Source organism: Alitabrizicola rongguiensis, from assembly GCF_021491355.1.
GTDB lineage: Bacteria > Pseudomonadota > Alphaproteobacteria > Rhodobacterales > Rhodobacteraceae > Aliitabrizicola > Aliitabrizicola rongguiensis.
Window position 1 is genome coordinate 513,106 of sequence record NZ_JAKENF010000003.1, and the last position, 21,663, is coordinate 534,768.

Sequence of the window (21,663 nt, forward strand, 5' to 3'; positions counted from 1 at the left end):
GCGTTCCTGTGCGCCACTGCCCGGATTTCCGCCGATCGACGGGAGAAGCCGATGTCGCGCCGAGTTGGCTCTGGCGCTCGGGGTCGCATCGGCTAAACCTGCGGCAAGACTGCGGTCCTGCCACAGTGCCGCGCGGGCCGACATTGAAAGAACAGGGAAGCCGATGCAGACTCCAAGTTCGGCCTGGGAGGCCAGTCCGACCGTCCGCCAGCTTGTGGCCGCCAACCCGCTCCACGGCAACCCGCTTCGCTGCCGGGCCGATCTGGCCCGCGCGGTCGGCGATCTTTGGGCCCCTCTGAGCCGCATCTTTTCCGAAGATGGGACACGGCTTGTCCTTGGCGTCGCCGGCGCCAAGTTCGACTATGAGGCCGCGGCCTGCGAGGCGATGTTGCGCCCGCTCTGGGGACTGGCGCCGCTGGTGGCGGGCGGCGGCGAGTTTGCCGATCTTGACCGCATGCGTCAGGCCATCCTGCTGGGAACGACGCCGGGGCAACCCGGCTATTGGGGGCAGGTCTTTCCCAATGGCCAGATCTTCGTCGAGATGGCCGCGCTGGCCTCGGCGATCCTTCTGTCGCCTACGACCTTCTGGCATCCCCTGCCGCCCGAGGGCCAGACGCAGCTCGCCGAGTGGCTGGCGCAGATCAACCGCCACAGCGTCGTCGACAACAATTGGCTGTGGTTCCGGGTGCTGGTGAATTTGGCGCTGCGCTCGATCGGGCGCGACTGGGACCCCGAGGCCACGCGCGCCGCGCTGGACCGGATCGACCATTGGTATGCGGGCGAGGGCTGTTTCCGCGACGGGAAATCGCGGCAGATCGACTACTACACGCCGATGGCCTTCCATTTTTACGGTCTCATCATGGCGCAATGCGCGGGCGACGCCTTTCCCGAGCACGCCGCCCGCGCCCGGCAAAGGGCGCGCGACTTTGCCGGGACCTTCGACTACTGGTTCGCGCCAAATGGCGCCGCCATTCCCTTCGGCCGATCGATGACCTATCGCATGGCGCAGGGCGCGTTCTGGTCGGCTGCTGCCTTTGCCGGGGAGGAGGTTCTGCCCTGGCCGCGGATCAAGGGGCTACTCCTGCGCCATCTGCGCTGGTGGGCGACCCAGCCCATCGCCGACCGCAACGGGGTGCTGACCGTCGGCTACAGCTATCCCGGCGGGATGGCGAGTGAGGTCTACAACGCGCCCGGCTCGCCCTATTGGGCGATGAAGCCGTTCCTGGTGCTGGCCCTTCCCGAGACCCACCCGTTCTGGCAGGCCGAAGAAGAACCGGCCGAGGCGTTGCCCGATGGTACGGTCACGGCCCCGGTCGCGGGGATGCGGCTGAGGCGCGGGGCAGGGGACGCGGTGATGCTCACCGGCGGCCAGAACGGCACCCATTTCCGCCAGAAGGGCGCGAAATATGGCCGCTTCGCCTATTCCGCGGCCTTCGGCTTTTCGGTTCCGGGCGAGGTGACCGTGCCGGACCTTCCCGATCGCAGTGCGGTCGATTCAGGGTTGATGATCTCGCTGGACGGGCGGCGCTGGCAGGAACGCGCCGGCATTGTTCATGCGGGGATCGACCGCGGGCTGGTCTGGGGGCGCTGGCAACCGATGGGGCGGCTGACGATTGACAGCTGGCTCGATTTCGGACCCGAGGGCTGGCATTTCCGCCTGCACCGCATCGAAAGCCTGTGGAACCTGCATGTCGCCGAAGGTGGCTTTTCGCTTGACCGGACCGGCGACGGGCCAAAGCTGCCCGAAAGCTGGCGGAAGGTGGGGCCGGGCGAGGCCGATCTGCGCACCCTATCGGGCCGGTCGATCCTGCGCGACCTGGGCGGGGTAAGGGCGGGATCGGTCGTCTCTTGCGTTCCGAACGTCAACATCCGCACGCCGCGCAGCGCCTTTCCGCGTCTTGCCGGGATGCTGCGCCCCGGCACGCATTGGCTGCTGACAGCTGCCTATGGCGCGATCGATCCGGCGGCGGCCGTGCCCGAGCCGGACCTGTCCGAGGCGATGCTCAGGATCCTGGCCGAAACCGGCGCACGGGCCGGGCGCCCGGCGGGCTGGATTCCACGGGTCCGCGCGGCGCTGTTGCGCGCCGCGCGCGAGGTCCGCGAGGTCTAACTGACGGTCAGTCGGCTGGTCAGTCTGCGGATCACTGCGCCGCGCGCGTGACCTGTCGCTGTTCACCCAGCCCTTCGATGCCAAGGGTCATCACCTGGCCGGGCTTCAGATAGACCGGCTCGGGCTTGCGGCCCATGCCGACGCCGGGCGGGGTCCCGGTCGAGATGATGTCGCCGGGCTGCAGCGACATGAACTGGCTGATGTAATGGACAAGGTGGCGCACGCCGTAGACCATCGTCTTGGTCGAGCCATCCTGGCATTTCTGCCCGTCGACCTCGAGCCACATCTTCAGGTTCTGCGGATCGGGCACCTCGTCGGCGGTCACCAGCCACGGGCCGGTCGGTCCGAAGGTATCGGCCGACTTGCCCTTGACCCATTGCCCCGCACGTTCGATCTGGAAGGCGCGCTCGGAGACGTCGTTGATGACGCAATACCCCGCGACATGATCCAGCGCATGGGCTTCGTCGATATAGACTCCGCCTTTGCCGATCACCACGCCCAGCTCGACCTCCCAGTCGGTCTTGACGGAATTCCGCGGGATGATGACGTCATCGTTCGGGCCGCAGATCGCCGAGGTCGCCTTCATGAACAGGACGGGTTCAGGGGGAACGGCAAGGTTCGACTCCGCCGCGTGATCGGCATAGTTCAGACCGACGCAGATGAACTTCCCCACGCGGCCCACGCAGGGGCCGATCCGGGGCGAACCGGTTACCACAGGCAGGCTTTCAGGGTTCAGGGCCCGGATCTGCGCAAGCCCTTCGGGCGTCAGGACCTCGCCGGCGATGTCCGGTACATGAGCGGACAGATCGCGGAGATGGCCGCGCGCATCCAGAATACCAGGTTTCTCGGCCCCGACAGGACCATAGCGAAAGAGTCTCATGTGTTACCTCAGGTATTGGTCCAGCCGCCGTCGATTGCGATGGCCTGGCCGGTGACAAACGCACTTTCGTCGCTTGCCAGATAGACCGCAAGGGCCGCAATCTCCTCTGCCGTACCCAGGCGACCCATTGGTTGCCGGGCGACAAAGGCCTTGTGCGCCGCCTCGTAGTCTCCGGTCGCGGCAAGGCGTCCGCGCAGCGACGGGCTGTCGACCGTGCCGGGGCAGATCGCGTTGCAGCGGATGCCGCGGGTGACGAAATCGGCGGCGACCGACTTGGTCAGCCCGATCGTTGCCGCCTTGGTGACACCGTAGACAAAGCGGTTGGGTGCCGCGATCAGCGAGGACACCGCCGAGGCGATGTTGATGATCGACCCGCCACCGTTGTCGAGCATGGCCGGCAGGAAGGCCTTGGTCACCCGATACAGCGCGCGCGTGTTCAGGTTCACCGAGAAATCGAAGGCGGCATCGTCGCAATCAAGGATCGTGCCGCTGTGGACGAAGCCCGCGCAGTTGAACAGGACATCGATCGCGCCGATGCGGGCGGCCATGGCGCTGACTGCAGCACCGTCGGTCACGTCGAAGACATGAGCCTCGATCCCTTTTTCCTTCAGCGGTTCCAGCGCGGTCGCCGAGATGTCGGTGGCGATCACCCGCGCGCCTTCGGCCTTGAAGGCGAGTGCGGTCGCAAGCCCGATGCCCGCGCCCGAGGCGGTGCAGAAGGCGGTCTTTCCCTTGAGTCTCACGGCGTTCTCCCTACATCACCGCGCCCATGGCCCAGGGCACGAATTCCGCGCCGCCGAAGCCGAGTTCTTCCGATTTCGTCTTTTCCCCGGAGGCGACCCGCAGGAAAAGCTCAAATATTTCTTGGCCTTTCTCTTCGATGCTCACTCCGTCCGTGATGATGTCGCCGCAGTTGATATCCATGTCCTCGGACATGCGGGCATACATCTCGGAATTGGTGGCAAGCTTGATGCAGGGGGTGGGCTTGTAGCCCGACACGGACCCGCGCCCGGTGGTGAAGGCGATCAGGTTGGCGCCAGAGGCGATCTGCCCGGTGACCGATGTCGGGTCGTAGCCGGGGCTGTCCATGAAGACAAAGCCGCGCTCTGTGATCGGTTCGGCAAACTTGTAGACCTGTGTCAGCGGCGCAGCCCCACCTTTGGCGACGGCGCCGAGCGACTTTTCTAGGATCGTCGTCAATCCGCCTTTCTTGTTTCCTGGCGAAGGGTTGTTGTCCATTTCTCCACCATTGCGTGAAGTATAGTCCTCCCACCACCGGATGCGCTCTACGATTTTCTGGCCTACCTCTGGCGTGACGGCCCGACGCGTCAGAAGATGTTCCGCGCCATAGATCTCGGATGTTTCCGACAGGATCGTGGTCCCGCCATGGGCGACCAGAAGGTCCGAGGCATAGCCAAGCGCCGGATTGGCGGTAATCCCGGAATATCCATCCGAACCACCGCATTGCAGGCCGATCATCAAGTGTTCCAGCCCCGCCGGGCGGCGGACGGCCTTGTTCGCCTCTTCGGCCATCTCGCGCAAGATCGCGAGGCCGCGTTCGATGGTCTTTCGCGTCCCTCCCGTCTGCTGGATGGTCATGTAACGGAAGGTTCCGGTTTCCTTCATGCGGGCGCGGCCGACCAGATCGGGGATCTGCATGACCTCGCAACCGAGACCGACCAGGAGGATCGCGGCGAAGTTCGGGTTGCGGGCATAGCCGGCCAGCGTGCGGAAGAGCGTGTCATAGCCCTCGTCCTTTCCCGACATGCCGCAGCCTGTGCCATGGACGATCGGCACGACGCCATCGACGTTCGGGTAGTCGGCAAGCCAGCCCTCGCGCTCGACCGCCTCGGCGATGAAGCGCGCGACCGAACCCGAGCAGTTCACCGAGGTGAGGATGCCGATGTAGTTGCGGGTGCCCACGCTACCATCGGGGCGGTGGTAGCCCAGGAAGGTCCGTGTCCCGGTCGGGGCGGGCAGGGGGCGGACCTCGGTTGAAAAGGCGAAGTCCTGCTCATGCGCCCCCATGCCAAGGTTGTGGGTATGGACATGTTCGCCAGCCGCGATCGGCCGGGTCGCGACGCCGATGATCTGTCCATAGCGCAGGACATTCTCCCCTTCGGCAATCGCCCGGATGGCAATCTTGTGGCCGCGTGAGATCGGGCCTGCCAGCGGCGCAGCAACCTCGGCCACGGTGACTCCGGACCCCAGATCGCGTAGGGCGATCACGACGTTGTCCTCGGGCGAAAGCCGGATTATGTCGGCCGTGGCTTGGGAGTGGGGATTGTTCATCTTGAAGCTGTCCAGGGACTGAGGGCCGTTCCTGACGTGGCGGCAGGACTTGACAGGAAGGGCTGAGGGGCTAACATGTTAGCATGCTACCCGTGAATGATCCCGAGACGCAAGAGCCAATCCAGCCGGAATCCTTGCTGACTCCCCTGACGGCCTTCGAGGGCTCTCTGGGACAGAAGGTCTATTTGTCGCTCAAGCAGGCCATTATCGCGCTGGTATTCAAGCCTGGCGAGGCGCTGCGCAAGCAGGAGATCTGCGACCGTCTGGGGGTCTCGCGTTCCCCCGTCTCCGAGGCCGTGGCGCGGCTGGCAGGCGAGGGGCTTGTAGAGGTCGTCCCGCAGGCGGGAACCTTCGTCGCGCGCTTCTCCATGCAGGAGATCCGCGAGGGCGCGTTCCTGCGCGAGGCTCTCGAACTTGCGGCTGTCGAGATGGTTGCCAAGACCATCACCGACGAGCAGATCGCGCTTCTGAAGCGGAACCTCCGGGTGCAGGAGGTGCTGGTCGCCGACGGGGATCAGGCCGGATTTTACGAGATGGACAGCCAGATGCATGAGCTGATCCTGTCCTTCACCGGGTTTCGCCGTCTGGCTCCGATCGCCGAAACCCTGTGGGTGCAGGTGAACCGCGCAAGGCAACTGGTCCTGCCAAGGCCGGGCCGCCTTCAGGCGACGATCAAGGAGCACAAGGCGATCATCGCCGCGCTCGAGGCGCGCGAACCCTACGGTGCCCGCGCCGCAACGCGCACGCACCTGCGCCAGCTCGTGAGCCTGCTGGAAGAGACGGCCAAGCAGAAGCCCGAGCTTTTCGCCGAGCCCGTTCAGAGGCCATAGAACTCCGCCGCCGTGCCTCCGAAGATCCGGTCGCGCGCGGCTTGCGGCAAATGCGCGGTCAGATCGAGTGCGGCCTGACGCCAGCTGGCATAGCTGGCCGCCAGCAGACAGACCGGCCAGTCCGATCCCCACATCACCCGTTCCGGACCGAAGACCGCGAGGATGTGGTCGACGTAGGGTCTGAGGTCCTGCAATGTCCAGTCGGGCCGCGCCTCGGTGACGAGAGCCGAGAACTTGCAATAGGCCCCGGTCTCTCCGGCGAGGCGGGCCATCCCGTCGGCCCAGTGCGCGAAGGCTGCCAGGGAATGATCGCGGATTTGCGGCTTCATGCAGTGGTCGATCACCACCCGCAGGTCGGGGTAGCGCCGCAGCAGCGTCAGGAAATGCCCGAGATGGCGGGGAAAGCCGAGCGCATCGAAGGTCAGGCCGTTCTCGATGAGGGCGCGATAGGCCCATTGCACGTCATCCCGGTGCATCCAGCCATCGTCGGGCAGGTCCTGGATCATGGGACGGACGCCCTTGAACTTCGGATGCCCCGCAAGGCGTCGCAGGACGGCCGCAGCGGCGGGGCGCTCGAAATCCACCCAGCCGACAACGCCCGCCACCATCTCGCCGGCATCGGCGAGGCCCAGCATGTATTCGCTTTCTTCTATGGACGGGGCAGCCTGGACCAGAACCGTCCGCTCGACACCCGCCTGTGACAGAAGCGGGGCGAGATCGGCCGGACCCCAGACCCTGTTCAGCGTCGCGTTGTCCTTCGGCATCCAGCCGTAATCGCCGCGGCCGGGGTTCCAGAAATGTTGATGGGCGTCGATCTGCATGTCCGCTTCCCGCGATCAGACGGGCGCATCGGGATGGAGCAGTCCCGCCGCCCGGAAATCCGCCCAGAGCGCGTCAGGGATCTTGGCCCCGGCCGCGGCGGCATTGCTGTCAACCTCGGTGACGGCCTGCCCGCCGGGGATCACGGACACGACCGCTGGATGGCGCAGCGGAAACTGGAAGGCTGCGTCGACCATCCGCACGTTATGGCGGGCGCAGATCTCCTGGATCCGTGTTGCGCGCTCCAGCACCCAATCCGGGGCTGGGGCGTATTTGTAGAAGGCTCCGGGCCGCGGACCGGTGGCGAGGATGCCTGAATTGTAGGGTGCGCCGATCACCACGCCGATGCCGCGCGACTGGGCAAGGGGAAGGAAGCTGTCGAGCGCCGTCTGGTCGAGCAGCGTATAGGGACCGGCCAGCAGGAAGATGTCGAAATCGCCGCGCTCGGCCAGCATCTGGCACGGCTCCCATTCGTTGACCCCGGCGCCGAAGGCCTTGATGACCCCTTCGTCGCGCAGGCGAAGAAGCGCGCGGTAGCCGCCGGCCATGAACTCCTCGATCCGGGCATCCATCTTGTCCTTGCCGCCCTGCGAATAGATGTCGAGGTCATGGGCATAGAGGATATCGACCCGGTCGAGCCCCAGCCGCTCCAGGCTGATCTCGAAGCTCTTGAGCACGCCGTCATAGCTGTAGTCGAAGACCTCCTTGCGGGCGGGCGTGTCGAAGAACTTGCCGATCGCATCGGGCTGTTCGCCGGGGGCGCAGGTGCGCAGGAGGCGTCCGACCTTGGTCGAGATCACGTAGTCCTCGCGCGGCTTGCTGCGCAGGAAGCGGTTCAGGCGCGTCTCGGACAGGCCCATGCCGTAGAGCGGCGCGGTATCGAAGTAGCGGATGCCTGCCTGCCAGGCGCGCGCCAGGATCTCGTCCGCCGCTTCGTCCGAGATCGCCCGGTACAGGTTGCCGATCGGCGCCGCGCCGAAGCCGAGCGTGGTGAAGGTGAGTCCTCCGTTGCCGATCCGGTCCCAGTGTCTTGTCGTCAGAGCCATCAAATCCTCCCTCTTCCACTGACATGCTAGTATGATTTCTCTTGGTGTGCACCCGCTTCGCGTCTAGTGTCGGTGCACGGGGGCCTGTGGCTCCGGGGGAGGAAAAGTGAGCAATTTCAGACGTGTCTTCGGGCCCGGCAAGCCGGTGATCGCCATGGTGCATCTTGGCGCGCTGCCGGGGGCGCCGCTGTTCGATTCGGCGGCCGGGCTTGAAGGGCTGGTCGAGGGCGCGCGCGCAGACCTGCACGCGCTTCAGGCCGCGGGCTTCGATGCGGTGATGTTCGGTAACGAGAATGACCGGCCCTACGAGTTCAAGGTCGATACCGCCTCGACCGCGACCATGGCCTATGTGATCGGAAGGCTCCGGCCCGAGATCGCCGTGCCCTTTGGCGTGAACGTGCTGTGGGACCCGATGAGTTCGGTGGCTTTGGCCGCCGCGACGGGGGCGAGTTTCGTGCGCGAGATCTTTACCGGCACCTATGCAAGCGACATGGGGCCATGGACCCCCGATGCGGGCGCGGCACTCCGCTACCGCACACGGGTCGGGCGGGGCGATCTGGCGATGCTTTACAATGTCTCGGCCGAATTCGCCGACAGCCTCGACCAGCGGCCCTTGCCTGACCGGGCACGCAGCGCGGTCTTCTCCTCGATCCCCGATGCGGTGCTCGTCTCTGGCCAGATCACTGGCGAAGCTGCGGAATTGTCGGATCTGGAGGGAGTGAAACGCGTTCTGCCCGACACGCCGGTGCTGGCCAATACCGGGGTAAAGCATGCCACGGTGGCCGACGTGCTGCGAGTGGCCGATGGCTGCATCGTCGGTTCGGCGCTCAAAGTCGACGGCCATACCTGGAACGCGGTCGATCCCGAGCGGGCGAAGGACTTCATGGCGCGGGTGAGGGCGGTCAGGTGAAAGAACGGCTGCGACGGGACCTGACGGAGCTGATGCTCATCCCCGGCCTCTCTGGGCACGAGGAGCGCGTCGCGGCCCGCATTCGCGAAGGGCTGGCCGAGGCAGGGATCGGTTCGCGTGTGGACCGGCTGGGCAACGTGATCGCGACACTGCCGGGCGATCCCGCGGCGCCCTCGGTGATGATCTTTACCCATATGGATCAATTGGGTTTTTTCGTCCGCAAGGTCGAATCGGATGGACTTATCCGCGTCGAGCGGATGGGCGGCGTTTCCGAACGCGCGATGGCGGCGCAGCCGGTCCTTCTCTGTGTCGGGCCTGGGCGCGACGTGCCGGGCATCATCATGAACAAGGCCCACCACGCGACGACGCCCGAGGAGAAATACAAGGTTCTGACCGCCCCCGAGATCCGCATCGACACCGGCCATGGCAGCAAGGCGGCGGTGGAAGCGGCAGGCATCACCATCGGAACCCCGGTCGTCTATCGCCCTCAGGTCCTGCCTCTGGCGGGCGACCGCATTGCCGGGACTTCGGTCGATGACCGGGCAGGCTGCGCGGTGTTGCTCGAAGTGGCGCGCGTGCTGGCAGGGCGCAAGGGCGGACCGACAGTGCATCTGGTTTTTTCGGTGCAGGAAGAATTCAACCTGCGCGGCGCTGTGGTGGCGGCGCAGGTGTTGAAGCCCGACATCGCCCTGCAGATCGACCTGATGCTCGCGACCGACACGCCCGACATGGCCGACCGGGGCGAGATGGTAATGGGCGGCGGGCCTGGGATCAGCCTTTACTCCTTCCACGGACGCGGCACGCTTAACGGGGTCGTTCCGCATCCGGGACTGGTGCGACTGTTCGAGGCTGCGGCTGCGGGCGAGGGTCTGCCGCTTCAGCGCTCGGCGCAGGTGGGGGTCCTGACGGATCTGTCCTATGTCCAGCTCGTTGGCGAGGGTGTCGCAAGCCTCGATCTGGGCTTCCCGATGCGGCATTCCCATTCGGCGGTGGAATGCTGCGACCTTGGCGATCTTGTCGGACTGACGCAACTGATCCTGGCCGGCGTTGCGCGCATTGACCCGGATTTTCGTCTGGAGAGAGATGGTTAGGCGATGACATTCACGCTCGGTGTCGACATTGGAACCTTCGAATCGAAGGGTGTGATCGTCGATGACGCCGGTCGAATCATCGCCGCCGCCAGCCGGCCGCACGAGATGCTCGTTCCTCGTCCAGGCTGGGCCGAGCATCGGGCGGAGGAAGATTGGTGGGGAGATTTCGTTCATATTGTTAGGGAGTTGCTGAATAATTCTCAGGTTAAGCCCGAAGAGATCGCAGCAATCGCAACTTCGGCGATCGGTCCCTGCATGCTGCCCGTCGATCACCAGGGCAGACCCCTGACGAACGGAGTCCTTTACGGCGTCGATACCCGCGCAAGCGTCGAAATCGCGGACATCACCGAACGCCTTGGCGCTGATGCGATCCTGGCGCGCGGCGGCAATGCGCTGACCTCGCAATCGGTGGGGCCAAAGATCCTGTGGTTGCGAAAGAACAGACCGGATGTCTGGAAAAAGACATCAAAAATAATGACTTCAACTACATATCTAACCTATCGTCTGACCGGCGAGATGGTGATCGATCACTATACGGCCGCGAATTACTCGCCACTCTATGACATCGCGCAGCAGGACTGGCGCGATGATCTCGGCTGGATCTGTCCGCGCCGGATGCTGCCACGCCTTCTTTGGTCGACGGAGATTGCGGGCCTGGTCACGGCAGAGGCCGCTGCGGAAACCGGACTGGCCGAGGGTATCCCCGTAACCTGCGGCACGATCGATGCGGCGGCCGAGGCGGTGAGCGTCGGGGTCCGCCAACCGGGCGATCTGATGCTGATGTATGGATCGACGGTCTTCGTCATCCTGATTGCCGATCATCGCTTGACCGATCCTCGCCTTTGGCATGCGCCGTGGCTGTTTCCGGGTCAGTTCTCGGCCATGGCGGGGCTCGCGACCAGCGGTACGCTGACGCATTGGTTCCGGGACGAGTTGGCGCGCGACCTTGATCAGCAGACCGCCTTCGCTGTGCTCGCAGGTGAGGCCGCCACGTCGCCTCCGGGTGCAAAGGGATTGATCGTGCTTCCACATTTCTCGGGAGAGCGGACGCCGATCCACGATCCCCTGGCCAAGGGCGCAATCTTCGGACTGAATCTGACCCATGGTCGCGGCGACCTCTATCGCGCGACGCTCGAAGGCATCGCCTGTGCGACACGGGCCATCACCGATACCTATGCCGAGGCCGGTCAGCCCGTCTTGCGGGTGCGGGCGGTCGGGGGCGGAACGAAGAACGCCATCTGGCTCAAGGCGACCTCAGACCTGACAGGCCTCGACCAGACCCTGTGCGAGGTGACGAGCGGCGCGGCCTATGGCGATGCGTTCCTTGCGCGGCTGGCGATCGGCGGGGCGCCTGCTGCGGATATTGACGTCTGGAATCCCGCGGCGCGGATCGTCGATGCGGCGCACGAACCGGCCTATGATCGCCTTTATCCGCTTTACCGGCGCCTCTATGCCCAGACGAAAGACATTGCCGCTGCGCTGGAGGACGAGGGCCGATGCGCTTCGAGCTGATGCGGCCACACCAGATCCGCGAGGCGATTGCAGGCAACTGGCCGGTCGTCCTGCCGCTTGGGGTGATGGAGTATCACGGTGAGCATCTGCCGGTCGGAATGGACATGCTGGCAGTGAGCCGCGCGCTGGAACGGCTTGAAACGGAAGCGGATCTCGTGATCCTGCCGTCCTTCGCCTACGGCGCTGCAAGCCATGCTGTGGCTGGGCCGGACGGCACGGGAACGCTGCATCTCGATGCCGAGGCGTTGGTGCCAATGGCGCGGGCGCTGTTCTCTGCTTTGCTTGCCACGGGTTTTCGCAACATCCATGCGGTGATCCACCACCAGTCCGAGGATTTCGGGCAGGGCATGCCGACGGATCTCGCTTTTCGCCTTGCCGCACGGCAGGCGATCTTTTCCCGCGTCGAGGCAGAGCGGGGGCCCGGTTGGTGGGGCAAGGACGAGATGCGCGACTACTACGCGAGCGGTGCGCCCGATCCCTTCCAGTGGATCCGGGTGCATCCGCTCCTGCCACTCGACAGCCGCGACCGGTTTCCCTTCGACCATGCGGGCGAAGGCGAAACCTCGCTGATGCTGGCGCTGGCGCCCGAAACCGTCGCACCCTGGCGGATGGCGGAGAACACCAGCTGGTACACCGAGACGGCCCCGGAAGGGTCGGCGGAACGGGGGGAAGATGGGGTGACGGTCATCCTGCAACATCTGCGAAGATGCTTCAGGATCGACGCATAACCCTTTGTCAGACCACGCCCTTGCGCAGGATGAAACAGCCGTAGGGGCCGGGGTCGGAGGTGCGGATGATGCAGAAGGCCCGCTTGGCGGCCGCATAGAAGTCGAACCGCTCGAGCGCCGCCATAGCCACCGGCTTGCCCTCGGCCTTGTCGAGGACAGACTGCATCCTGCCAAAGACCGGCATCTGGGCATCCGGGTTACCGACCACCTGCATCCGCCAGACCGGCTCGGGGACGAAGCTGTCCAGCGGGAACAGCGTCAGGATCGCCTCGGCCGCCTGCGGGATGTCGCAGCCCGCCATGTCGAGGAGGCGGCCGTAGGTGGTTTCGCTCGCGATAGTGACCGCCGGGTGATTGATGTCGCAGATCACCAGATCATCGCCATGCCCCATCTGCATCAGCGCATGCAGCAGGTCGGCGGTCAGGCGGCGATCGATGGTCTTCAGCACGGAATGTCTCCGATTTTTCCTCGAAAAATCATGCAGATCCCTGAATTTCGTAGAAACCGCGACCAGTCATTTCACCGCGCCTGCCGCCATGCCCTTGATGATGTAACGCTCGAGCAGCACGCCGATGATGATGAGCGGGATGATCGCGGCAAAGCTCAGCGCTGCCATCGACCACCAGCTGATCCCCTGGCTGCCGGTCTGGCTTGCCACCATCACCGGCAAGGTATTGGCATGGGTCGAGGTCAGGAGCGCGGCGAAGAAATACTCGTTCCAGGTCAGCACCAGGCTCAGGATGAAGGCGGCGACCATACCGGGTAGGGCGATCGGCAGCACGATGGTCAGGAAGGCGCCCCAGATCGACAGGCCATCGACAAGCGCGGCCTCTTCCAGCTCATGCGGAATGCCGGCGAACTGGTCGCGCATGATCCAGATGACGATCGGCAGGACCGACAGTGTGTAGAGAAGGATCAGCCCGATCCGCGTGTCGAGCAGTGCCAGCTCCTTGTAGAGCACAAGGAAGGGCAGGGCGAGCACAACCGGCGGCAGGATCAGCTGGCTGAGGAAGAAGAAGCTGATGTCGGGGTTCCGCATCCACAGGAACTTGTACGAGAATCGCGACAGACCGTAGGCGGCCAGGCTGCCCAGGATCACCGCCGCGGCCGAGGAGGTCAGCGAAATGACCGTCGAGTTCATGAAGCGCACCATGAACTCCTGCCGGACGGTCGACTCGCTGCCGATGGTGTCAGGCGATAGGCCAAGCGACTTCCAGCCCAGCCATTTCGGGGTGAAGTCGACCCAGGGGATCAGTGTGCCCTTCATCACGTCCGGTGCCGCCTTGAAGCTCGTGGTGATGGTCCAGTAGATCGGGAACAGGCAGATCGCCGCCCAGAGGAGGAGCATGCCGTAGATCGCCACACGCGAGGCATACCAGCCCAGTCGGGCAGGGCGGTCATTGGGGTGGTCGTGAAAGATCTGGTCGGTCATGTCAGTACTTCGGCCTCATCCAGCGGTCGGCGAGCTTCATCAGGATGGTCATGAAGATGATGATGAGCACGAGGTAGACCATAGCCAGAAGCGTGCCATAGCCTACGTTCGAGCGGTCGCGGTATTCGCGATAGATGAAGCTCGTCACGCTGTCCGTTGCTCCGCCGGGGCCGCCCGAGGTCAGGTTGATGATGATGTCGGCCAGCTTCAGCTTGAAGATGATGCGGATCAGGATCGCGGTGATCGACACCGGCAGCATCAACGGGAAGGTCACCTCCCAGAATCCACGCCAGGCGCTGGCGCCGTCCACACGCGCCGCTTCCTGCACGTCCTTCGGGATCGCCTGCAGACCCGCGAGGATCATGATCATCATGAAGGGGATATAGGTCCAGGCATCCAGCACCATGATCGTGGCGCGGGCGAGTTCGGGCGAAGAGAAGAATGAGGGGTCTTCCCAGCCGAGGAAGCGGGCGAGATTGGCGATGGGTCCGAAGCGCACCTCGAGCATGGATTTGCCGACCATCCAACTGACCGCGACCGGCGACAGCATTAGTGGCAGCAGGAAAGCCACGCGGAAGAACTTGCGCGCCCGGATCTGGGCGTTCAGCAGGAGCGCAAGCCCGAAGGCGATCGCATATTCGACAATGATGGCCAAAAGATACCAGACCATGTTGCCAAGCGCGTTCCAGTAGAACGGGTCGCTCCACATCTGGCGCACGTTGTCGAGGCCGTTGAACTGCCGCCCGTCCGGTGAGGATAGGTTCCAGTTCGAAAAGGCAATCATCATCCCGAAGATGAGCGGAAACACCACAAGGGAAATGACGAACAACGCCGCCGGGAGGACGAAGAGCACGCGCTTGCCCTGTTCGCCCCGGATGAGCACCTGCGACCAGCAGAGGCAGATCGAGAAGAGGACATAGGCGTAAAGCGTCGGCCGCCAGTTCGACAAGCCGATCGGCAAGGCTCCCGTCCGGTCGAGGGTCTGGACAAGCGCCGTCGCGGCTAGCAGGGCGAGCGACGCCCAGACGATCGCTTTTCCAAACGCCTGGCGGCCAGGGGAAATGTCGTCATTGGTGACGACATGCAGCAGGTCGCCGGTATCAGACAAGGCAGGGACCTCCAAAAGACAGAAATGGGCCGGCGATCGGGTCGCCGGCCCAGACGTGGATCAGTTCACATGCCGAGCGAGGCCTTGTAGAGCTTGATCTGGTTCTCGCGGCCGATCTGGTCGGTGATCTTCTCCCAGGCGGCGGCTATGGCATCGGCGGTTTCCTGGGCCGACTTGTATTGACCGGCATATCCCTTGGCCAGTTCGTCCTCGGCGACCGAGTAGTACTGGAAGATGCCGGGGATGCGCGGCTCGATCGCGGCGTTCGGGTGGTTGTAGCTGTCGAGGTTCGAGCCGAGATAGTCCTCGATATAGGCCCGGTCGTAGCCTGCCGCTTCCCATTCGTCGTAGTTGAACTGCGAGTTGCGGTAGGGCTGGAAGCCCGAGGGATAGGCCGCCATCCAGAGCGAGATGTCCTTGCCGCCGAGATGCGCCGCGGCAGACCATGCCGCCTTGCGCTTCTTCTCGTCGCCCGAGACGTTCTTGGTCACGTAGATGCCCCAGCCAAGATAGGCCATGTTGGGCGCGAAGTTCGGGCTTTCCGGGGTTTCCCAGGCCTGGGTCTGCCAGTTGTAGACCTTTTCCGAGCCGGGGTTGATCGAGAAGCCGGTCACTTCGCCGACAACCGAGGTGTCCGAGGTCTTGGCCATCGAGCCCACGTCGCCCCACCAGCAGAGCGCCGATCCGGTTCCGGCGAGGAATTGCTGGAACGCAGTGGTGCCGGGGTCGGCGTTGATCTGGTCAGACGGACCAAAGGGTATCGCGTCCATCACGTCCTGGATCGCCTGCACCCAACCCGCGTTGTTGACGAGCGGCTTCATCGTTTCCGGCTCGAACAGGAAGGCCGGGCTCGAGGGGTGCTTCACATAGGCGGTGGCGCGATCTTCCAGGAAGTAGAAGCCGAAGCCGCCCCAGCCCTTGAGCGGGTCGAGATAGCCATAGGCGTCGAGTCCGGTCAGCGGGTCCTTTTGGCCCTTCACTTTCTTGGTGAAGTCGTTGACCTGCTGCCAGGTTGTCGGCGGCGCAGTCAGGCCGGTGGCTGCGGTGATGGCCGCATCGGTGAAGTAGTCGTTGCGATAGCTGAACGTATGGCAGTCGCCGTCGATAGTGATGCGGTAGACCTTGCCGTCCCAGGTCCCGACCGGCGGCTTGAGGTAGTTCACGTAGTCGTCCATGTCGATCTGAGCCTTGACCCAGTCCGGCATCTCGTCGAGCAGGCCTTGGCCAGCCGTATCGCCTTCGAAGGGGGCGCCCATCTCGACGATGTCGAAGTCCACCGTTCCGGTGGCGATCGACTGCTGGAGACGCGGGTTGTAGTCGGCCTGGGCGAGGTCGATCCAGTTGATCTTGGCGCCGGTATAGGCCTCCCAAGGCTTCAGGAAGCCACGGAACAGGAAGTTGTGCAGGTTCTGGTTGTTGAGCCCCATGAAGGTCAGCTCGACCCCGGCGAATTCACCTTCGGCGACATTGGCCTTGGTCGGGCCAAGGCACATCTCGCCGACCTTCTGCCAGTCGGCATCGGTGGGCGATCCGGCGCCGACGCCCGGTATCTTCAGGATTTCGGCCCGCAGGTTGTCCTGGGCCAGGGCAGGGCGCGCCCCGGCGCCAAGGCCAAGCCCTCCAAGCGCAGCAAGGCCGCCAATACCGGCCGCCCCCTTCAGAAGCCCCCGGCGGGTCATCGCGGACCTCGCCACGAGGGCGTTGTAAATCTCGACTTTCATTGGTTGTGACCTCCCTATTGTCACGCGCAGGAATTTTGCCGGACAGGCACGCAGGCCCCTGGAACCGGGGGTAATTTTCCTCTGCGTTCTTGACCCTTTGCCGAGTCCGGCCTCCTCCGGACACGGCGAAACCTTCTCAGGCGGGCAAGCTCAAGTCAAGCATCTAACATTTTAGCATGTCAATTAGGTGGACAGGCCGGATGCCCTGCGCTAGGCAAGTCGTGGGAACAACAAAGGGGGGACCATGGCCGGAGTCACGATCCGCGACCTGCGCAAGGCCTATGGCGGGCTGGAAGTGCTGCATGGCGTCAATATCGACATCGCCGACGGGCAATTCGTCGTGCTGGTCGGTCCTTCGGGTTGTGGCAAGTCCACGCTGCTGCGGATGCTGGCCGGTCTGGAAAGCATCACCGCGGGCACGATCCAGATCGGAGACCGGGTGGTGAACAACCTTGCGCCATCCGAGCGCGACATCGCCATGGTGTTCCAGAACTATGCGCTTTACCCCCACAAGACAGTTGCCGCGAACATGGGCTTTCCCCTGAAGATGCGCGGCATGGCGAAAAACGAGATCAATTCTCGGGTCGAGAGGGCTGCCGACATCCTTGGCCTAAAGCCCTATCTCGACCGCTATCCCCGCGCCCTGTCGGGCGGCCAGCGGCAGCGCGTGGCGATGGGGCGGGCGATCGTGCGCGATCCGCAGGTCTTTCTGTTCGACGAGCCGCTGTCTAACCTGGACGCCAAACTGCGGGTCCAGATGCGCACGGAAATCCGCGAGCTTCATCAGCGGCTTAAGACAACGACGGTCTATGTCACCCACGATCAGATCGAGGCGATGACCATGGCCGATCGCATCGTCGTGATGCGCGACGGCCATATCGCCCAACAGGGTGCACCGCTGGAGCTGTACGACCGACCGGCCAATACCTTCGTCGCAGCCTTCATCGGCTCGCCCTCCATGAACCTTCTGCCGGGGGTGGTCGGGGCCGGCGGCGGCTCTGTCGAGGTCGATGGCACCGCGATTGCCGTGCCGCCGCGCCAGGGTATGGACCCGGGCCGCAAGGTGATCGTCGGCATCCGCCCCGAGCATCTGTCGATCGCCTCGTCGGGCATCACGGCGACGGTCGTGGTAATCGAGCCTACGGGATCCGAAACCCATGTCGTCCTCCGCCTGGGCTCGCGCGAGCTGACAGCAGTCTTCCGCGAGCGTCATGCCTTCCGCCCGGGCGATACGGTCACGCTTGCGCCCGATCCCACCGTAATCCACCTCTTCGACGAGGCGACCGGAGACAGGATTGGATGACCCGCACGCTGCTTTGCTATGGCGACAGCAACACCCACGGCACCATGCCAATGGCCGAGATCGAGGATATGGGCCGCTTCGGCCCCGGCATCCGCTGGCCCCACCTGCTGGCAGGGAAGCTGAACGGCTGGACCGTCATCGAAGAAGGTCTGCCAGGGCGAACGACCGTTCATGATGACCCGATCGAGGGGCCGCATCGCAACGGCCTTTCGGTGCTGCCAGCGATCCTGGAAAGTCACCGCCCGATCGATGTCGTCCTGATCATGCTCGGCACCAACGACTTGAAAGGCCGCTTCTCCGTAAATGCGTCCGACGTGGCGCATTCGCTGGAGCGGTTGGTGCGCGCTGTCGAAGTTTCGCGATGCGGTCCGGGGGCAGGGGCGCCGCAGGTTCTGCTGGTCGCGCCGCCGCCGATTCTCGAGGCCGGTTGCCTCGCCGGGATGTTCGAGGGGGGCGCGGAGAAATCGCGAGGCTTTGCGGCCCGAATCGCCGAGACCGCGCGGCGCATGGGTGTGCCGTTCCTTGACACTGCCGACGTGGTCGCCGTGTCCGAGATCGACGGGATTCATTACGATGAGCCTGCGCAAGAGGCGCTGGCGACAGCTTTCGCCGGGGCTATCGTACGGCATTTCGGCTGACGACAGGGAGAGGACCATGCTGAAAGGAATCGACAACCGCCTGAATGCCGAGGTGCTGCACTGCCTGCGCGCGATGGGGCATGGCGATACTCTGGTGCTGTCGGACACCAACTTCCCTTCGGATTCCGTCGCGGCCCAGACCGTTGTCGGCTCGCTTCTGCGGATGGAAAACCTGACCTCGGCCCAGGCGGCTCAGGCGATCCTGTCGGTTCTTCCGCTGGATACCTTTGTCGATGATTTCGCGATGCGAATGGAGATTGTCGGAAATCCCAATGAAATCCCGCCCGTGCAGGCCGAAGTTCAAGAGGAGATCGATCGCGCCGAGGGCCGGCCGCGCCCCATGCAGAGTGTCGAGCGCTTTGCCTTTTACGACCTGGCGAAGAGCGCCTATGCGGTGATCCAGACCGGTGAGCGCCGCTTCTACGGCTGCTTCATCTTCCGCAAGGGCGTGATCCCGCCGGAGGCCTGAGCCATGGGGCGAGTCGTCATCCTTGGTGTATTCGTGGCCGATACGGCCTACCGCGCGGAGCGGCAGCCGAAGATGGGAGAAACGATCCTTGGCCAGAGCTTCAAGCTTGGGCCTGGCGGCAAGGGGTCGAACCAGGCGGTGGCCGCCGCCAAAGCCGGGGCCGAAACCCACATGATTACCCGTCTGGGCCGCGACACCTTCGCGCAAATGGCTCTGGATACATGGAAATCGGCCGGTGTCGTTCCGGCCGTGTCCCAGCATGACGACGGCTATACCGGTGCCGCCTACATCTTTGTCGAGGCCGCGACAGGCAACAATGCGATCATCGTCGCGCCCGGCGTCGCAGGCGACATCTCGCCCGCCGATGTTGAGGCAAGGGCCGAACTGATTGGTGGCGCCTCGGTTTTCGTGACACAGCTGGAGCAGCCGATTGCTGCGGCGCAGCGCGCGCTGGAGATTGCGAGGGCAGGGGGCGCCATCACGGTTCTGAACCCTGCCCCGGCGGCATCGTTGCCTGATGGCCTGCTGGCCCTGTGCGATTACGTCACGCCGAACGAATCCGAGGCCGAGGCGCTGACTGGCCTGCCGGTCACCAATCCGGCCGAAGCCCTGGCAGCGGCCAAGTCCTTGCGGCAGCGCGGTGCCGGGGCGGCGATCATAACGCTTGGCGGTCAGGGAGCGCTGTTCCATGACGGGGCGCGGACTGAGCACGTGCCGGCATTCAGTGCTGGGCCGGTGGTCGAGACAACAGGCGCCGGCGACGCCTTCAACGGTGGATTTGCGGCGGCACTCGCGCGCGGAGCCGATCCGGTCGAAGCCGTCAGGTTCGGCTGCGCAACGGCGGGGATATCGGTCACGCGGCCGGGGACAGCACCGTCGATGCCAAGTCTCGACGAGATCGAGGCCTTGCTCGCAAGAGCTTGAATTCACTGGCGTGCAGGGTTGGAAGGGCATGCTTTCAAGACATAAGAAAGACCTATAATCGGTATTATGTAAATAACTGATGCGTATGGCACTGGCCATGGATCGCAACGCGCATTAAGCAGAAGCATCCCATTCCTAAGCGCCCTGCAGGTTTCCGATGACTTTCGATCCCAAGATCAAGATCGCCCCGTCCATCCTTGCGGCGGACTTTTCCAACTTCGGTGCCGAGTGTCGCGCGATCGAGGCGCAAGGCGCCGATTGGGTTCATGTCGATGTGATGGATGGTCATTTCGTGCCGAACATCACCTTTGGCCCGGCGATGTGCGCGGCGCTGCGACCGCATATCAAGGGTATCATGGACGTGCATCTGATGATCCAGCCGATCGACCCGTTCCTCGAGGCGTTCGCCAAGGCCGGCGCTGATCACCTGACGGTTCATCCAGAAGCTGGCCCGCACATTCACCGCAGCCTGCAAACCATTCGGGCGCTTGGGAAAAAGGCCGGTCTTGCGATAAATCCCGGAACCGATATCGGGATGGTGCCGTACCTTCTCGACCAACTCGACCTGATCTGCGTGATGACGGTGAACCCCGGCTTCGGCGGCCAGAGCTTCCTCGACTCGCAACTGCCAAAGATCCGTGCGCTGCGGCAGTTGATCGGTGACCGCCCGATCGATCTTCAGGTGGACGGCGGGGTTTCAGTCGACACAGCCGCAAGGGTCGTCGCCGCCGGTGCCAACGTGCTTGTGGCCGGCGCCGCGGTCTTCAAGGGCGGGTCTGCGGATAAGCCGGAAGAATATGGACATAATATCAGAAGGATACGCGTTGCGGCTCTGCCCTCCTGACGCGGTCGTGCCCTGCCCCTCGATCCGGTTCTGCCTGAACACATTCCAATTGCAACATATCGACTTTGGAGTCAGAAGTTCTCTAGACTGATGACAAAGGAGTGACCGCCATGTTCGACAGCCATCAGATCGCCGATGTGGCCGCCTTCTTCGACGAGGCCACCAATACCGTCTCTTACGTAGTCAAGGATCCGGCCAGCCGCATCTGTGCCGTCATCGATTCCGTCCTGGACTTCGACTACGCCTCGGGTCGAACCGATACGCGCTCGGCCGATGCCATCATCCAGCACATCCGTGACGAAGAGCTGACGCTCGACTGGATACTCGAAACGCATGTGCATGCCGACCACCTGAGCGCCGCGCCCTACCTCCAGCAGCGCCTCGGCGGTCGGATCGGCATCGGCGAGAAAATCGTTGTTGTACAAGATACTTTCGGCAAGATATTCAACGAGGGAACCGAGTTCCAGCGCGATGGATCGCAGTTCGACAGGCTGTTCAAGGAAGCCGACACTTTCACCATCGGTGGCCTCGAGGGTGTGGTCCTCCATACACCCGGACACACGCCCGCCTGCCTGACCTACGTGATCGGTGATGCGGCCTTCGTCGGTGACACGCTGTTCATGCCGGATTATGGCACCGCCCGGTGCGACTTTCCGGGGGGATCGGCGGTCGAACTTTTCGAGTCGATCCAGAGGATCCTGGCGCTGCCGGACGAGACCCGGATCTTCGTCTGCCATGACTACAAGGCGCCTGGGCGTGACAACTACGCGTGGGAAACCACTGTCGCGGAAGAAAAATCCCGCAATGTCCATATCGGCGGCGGCAAGGACAAGGACAGTTTCGTCTCGATGCGAGAGGCGCGGGACAAGACCTTGTCGATGCCGAGGCTCATCATCCCGTCTCTGCAGGTAAACATGCGGGCGGGCCAGATGCCGGCCAAGGACGACCAGGGAAAGACCTTCCTCAAGGTGCCGATCAACGAGCTTTAGGGTCGCCGGGCAAGCCC

21 protein-coding genes are annotated in these 21,663 nt (G+C 64.0%); 12 read left to right on the forward strand and 9 right to left on the reverse strand.

Annotated features, from left to right (window positions below):
• Positions 1–163: 163 nt before the first annotated feature.
• Entirely contained in the window at positions 164–2,110 is a 1,947-nt protein-coding gene (locus L0V05_RS13990) for a DUF2264 domain-containing protein (protein WP_234871478.1), read from the forward strand.
• Positions 2,111–2,141: 31 nt separating this feature from the next.
• On the opposite strand, the gene L0V05_RS13995 is transcribed toward L0V05_RS13990, so the two are convergent.
• The 3 genes from L0V05_RS13995 to L0V05_RS14005 are packed head-to-tail and all read right to left on the reverse strand — an operon-like array spanning position 2,142 to position 5,282.
• Positions 2,142–2,990, reverse strand: coding sequence for a fumarylacetoacetate hydrolase family protein (locus L0V05_RS13995; RefSeq protein ID WP_234871480.1), 849 nt, complete (start codon positions 2,988–2,990; stop codon positions 2,142–2,144).
• 8 nt (positions 2,991–2,998) lie between these two features.
• A complete protein-coding gene (locus tag L0V05_RS14000; RefSeq protein WP_234871482.1) occupies positions 2,999–3,733 on the reverse strand; it encodes an SDR family oxidoreductase in 735 nt (244 codons plus the stop codon).
• Between the two features lie 10 nt (positions 3,734–3,743).
• On the reverse strand, positions 3,744–5,282 hold the full coding sequence (locus tag L0V05_RS14005) for a UxaA family hydrolase (protein WP_234871483.1): 1,539 nt from the start codon (positions 5,280–5,282) through the stop codon (positions 3,744–3,746).
• A gap of 83 nt (positions 5,283–5,365) precedes the next feature.
• Here L0V05_RS14005 and L0V05_RS14010 point away from each other — a divergent pair, with 83 nt between their 5' ends.
• Positions 5,366–6,112, forward strand: coding sequence for a GntR family transcriptional regulator (locus tag L0V05_RS14010; protein ID WP_234871485.1), 747 nt, complete (start codon positions 5,366–5,368; stop codon positions 6,110–6,112).
• Here the strand turns inward: L0V05_RS14010 and L0V05_RS14015 are convergent.
• A complete protein-coding gene (locus L0V05_RS14015) occupies positions 6,100–6,933 on the reverse strand; it encodes an amidohydrolase family protein (RefSeq protein WP_234871487.1) in 834 nt (277 codons plus the stop codon). The genes L0V05_RS14010 and L0V05_RS14015 overlap by 13 nt on opposite strands.
• A gap of 15 nt (positions 6,934–6,948) precedes the next feature.
• On the reverse strand, positions 6,949–7,977 hold the full coding sequence (locus tag L0V05_RS14020) for an aldo/keto reductase (RefSeq protein WP_234871489.1): 1,029 nt from the start codon (positions 7,975–7,977) through the stop codon (positions 6,949–6,951).
• 106 nt (positions 7,978–8,083) lie between these two features.
• Here L0V05_RS14020 and L0V05_RS14025 point away from each other — a divergent pair, with 106 nt between their 5' ends.
• Genes L0V05_RS14025 through L0V05_RS14040 form a run of 4 tightly spaced genes read left to right on the forward strand, consistent with a single transcriptional unit; the run spans position 8,084 to position 12,218 of the window.
• Positions 8,084–8,887, forward strand: a complete 804-nt coding sequence (locus L0V05_RS14025; RefSeq protein ID WP_234871490.1) for a BtpA/SgcQ family protein — start codon at positions 8,084–8,086, stop codon at positions 8,885–8,887.
• The gene (locus L0V05_RS14030; protein WP_234871492.1) at positions 8,884–9,978 is read left to right on the forward strand and encodes a M20/M25/M40 family metallo-hydrolase; all 1,095 of its coding nucleotides are present in this window, start codon (positions 8,884–8,886) and stop codon (positions 9,976–9,978) included. The genes L0V05_RS14025 and L0V05_RS14030 overlap by 4 nt, the downstream gene beginning before the upstream one ends.
• A 3-nt stretch (positions 9,979–9,981) precedes the next feature.
• Positions 9,982–11,490 (forward strand): FGGY-family carbohydrate kinase, encoded by a 1,509-nt coding sequence (locus L0V05_RS14035; protein WP_234871494.1) that lies wholly within the window; start codon positions 9,982–9,984, stop codon positions 11,488–11,490.
• Entirely contained in the window at positions 11,475–12,218 is a 744-nt protein-coding gene (locus L0V05_RS14040; protein ID WP_234871495.1) for a creatininase family protein, read from the forward strand. Before L0V05_RS14035 ends, L0V05_RS14040 begins: the two co-directional genes overlap by 16 nt.
• Before the next feature lie 7 nt (positions 12,219–12,225).
• On the opposite strand, the gene L0V05_RS14045 is transcribed toward L0V05_RS14040, so the two are convergent.
• The 4 genes from L0V05_RS14045 to L0V05_RS14060 all read right to left on the reverse strand — a co-directional run bounded on the left by L0V05_RS14045 (position 12,226) and on the right by L0V05_RS14060 (position 16,479).
• Entirely contained in the window at positions 12,226–12,666 is a 441-nt protein-coding gene (locus L0V05_RS14045) for an RbsD/FucU family protein (protein WP_234871497.1), read from the reverse strand.
• Positions 12,667–12,732: 66 nt separating this feature from the next.
• Entirely contained in the window at positions 12,733–13,650 is a 918-nt protein-coding gene (locus L0V05_RS14050; protein WP_234871499.1) for a carbohydrate ABC transporter permease, read from the reverse strand.
• 1 nt (position 13,651) lies between these two features.
• Positions 13,652–14,758: a carbohydrate ABC transporter permease gene (locus L0V05_RS14055; protein WP_234871501.1), complete on the reverse strand. Its 1,107-nt coding sequence runs from the start codon at positions 14,756–14,758 to the stop codon at positions 13,652–13,654.
• Between the two features lie 65 nt (positions 14,759–14,823).
• Positions 14,824–16,479, reverse strand: a complete 1,656-nt coding sequence (locus L0V05_RS14060; RefSeq protein WP_234871503.1) for a type 2 periplasmic-binding domain-containing protein — start codon at positions 16,477–16,479, stop codon at positions 14,824–14,826.
• A 244-nt stretch (positions 16,480–16,723) separates the two neighbouring features.
• On the opposite strand from L0V05_RS14060, the gene L0V05_RS14065 reads away from it, so the two are divergent.
• The 6 genes from L0V05_RS14065 (at position 16,724) to L0V05_RS14090 (ending at position 21,646) form a co-directional block, all read left to right on the forward strand.
• A complete protein-coding gene (locus L0V05_RS14065) occupies positions 16,724–17,782 on the forward strand; it encodes an ABC transporter ATP-binding protein (RefSeq protein WP_234871504.1) in 1,059 nt (352 codons plus the stop codon).
• Positions 17,779–18,420 (forward strand): SGNH/GDSL hydrolase family protein, encoded by a 642-nt coding sequence (locus tag L0V05_RS14070; protein ID WP_234871506.1) that lies wholly within the window; start codon positions 17,779–17,781, stop codon positions 18,418–18,420. The genes L0V05_RS14065 and L0V05_RS14070 overlap by 4 nt, the downstream gene beginning before the upstream one ends.
• Before the next feature lie 16 nt (positions 18,421–18,436).
• A complete protein-coding gene (locus tag L0V05_RS14075; RefSeq protein WP_234871508.1) occupies positions 18,437–18,889 on the forward strand; it encodes an RbsD/FucU family protein in 453 nt (150 codons plus the stop codon).
• A 3-nt stretch (positions 18,890–18,892) separates the two neighbouring features.
• Positions 18,893–19,813, forward strand: coding sequence for a ribokinase (locus L0V05_RS14080; protein WP_234871510.1), 921 nt, complete (start codon positions 18,893–18,895; stop codon positions 19,811–19,813).
• 157 nt (positions 19,814–19,970) lie between these two features.
• Complete coding sequence (rpe, locus tag L0V05_RS14085) at positions 19,971–20,657, forward strand: ribulose-phosphate 3-epimerase (protein WP_234871512.1); 687 nt, start codon at positions 19,971–19,973, stop codon at positions 20,655–20,657.
• Positions 20,658–20,767: 110 nt separating this feature from the next.
• A complete protein-coding gene (locus L0V05_RS14090; protein WP_234871514.1) occupies positions 20,768–21,646 on the forward strand; it encodes an MBL fold metallo-hydrolase in 879 nt (292 codons plus the stop codon).
• Positions 21,647–21,663 lie beyond the last annotated feature (17 nt).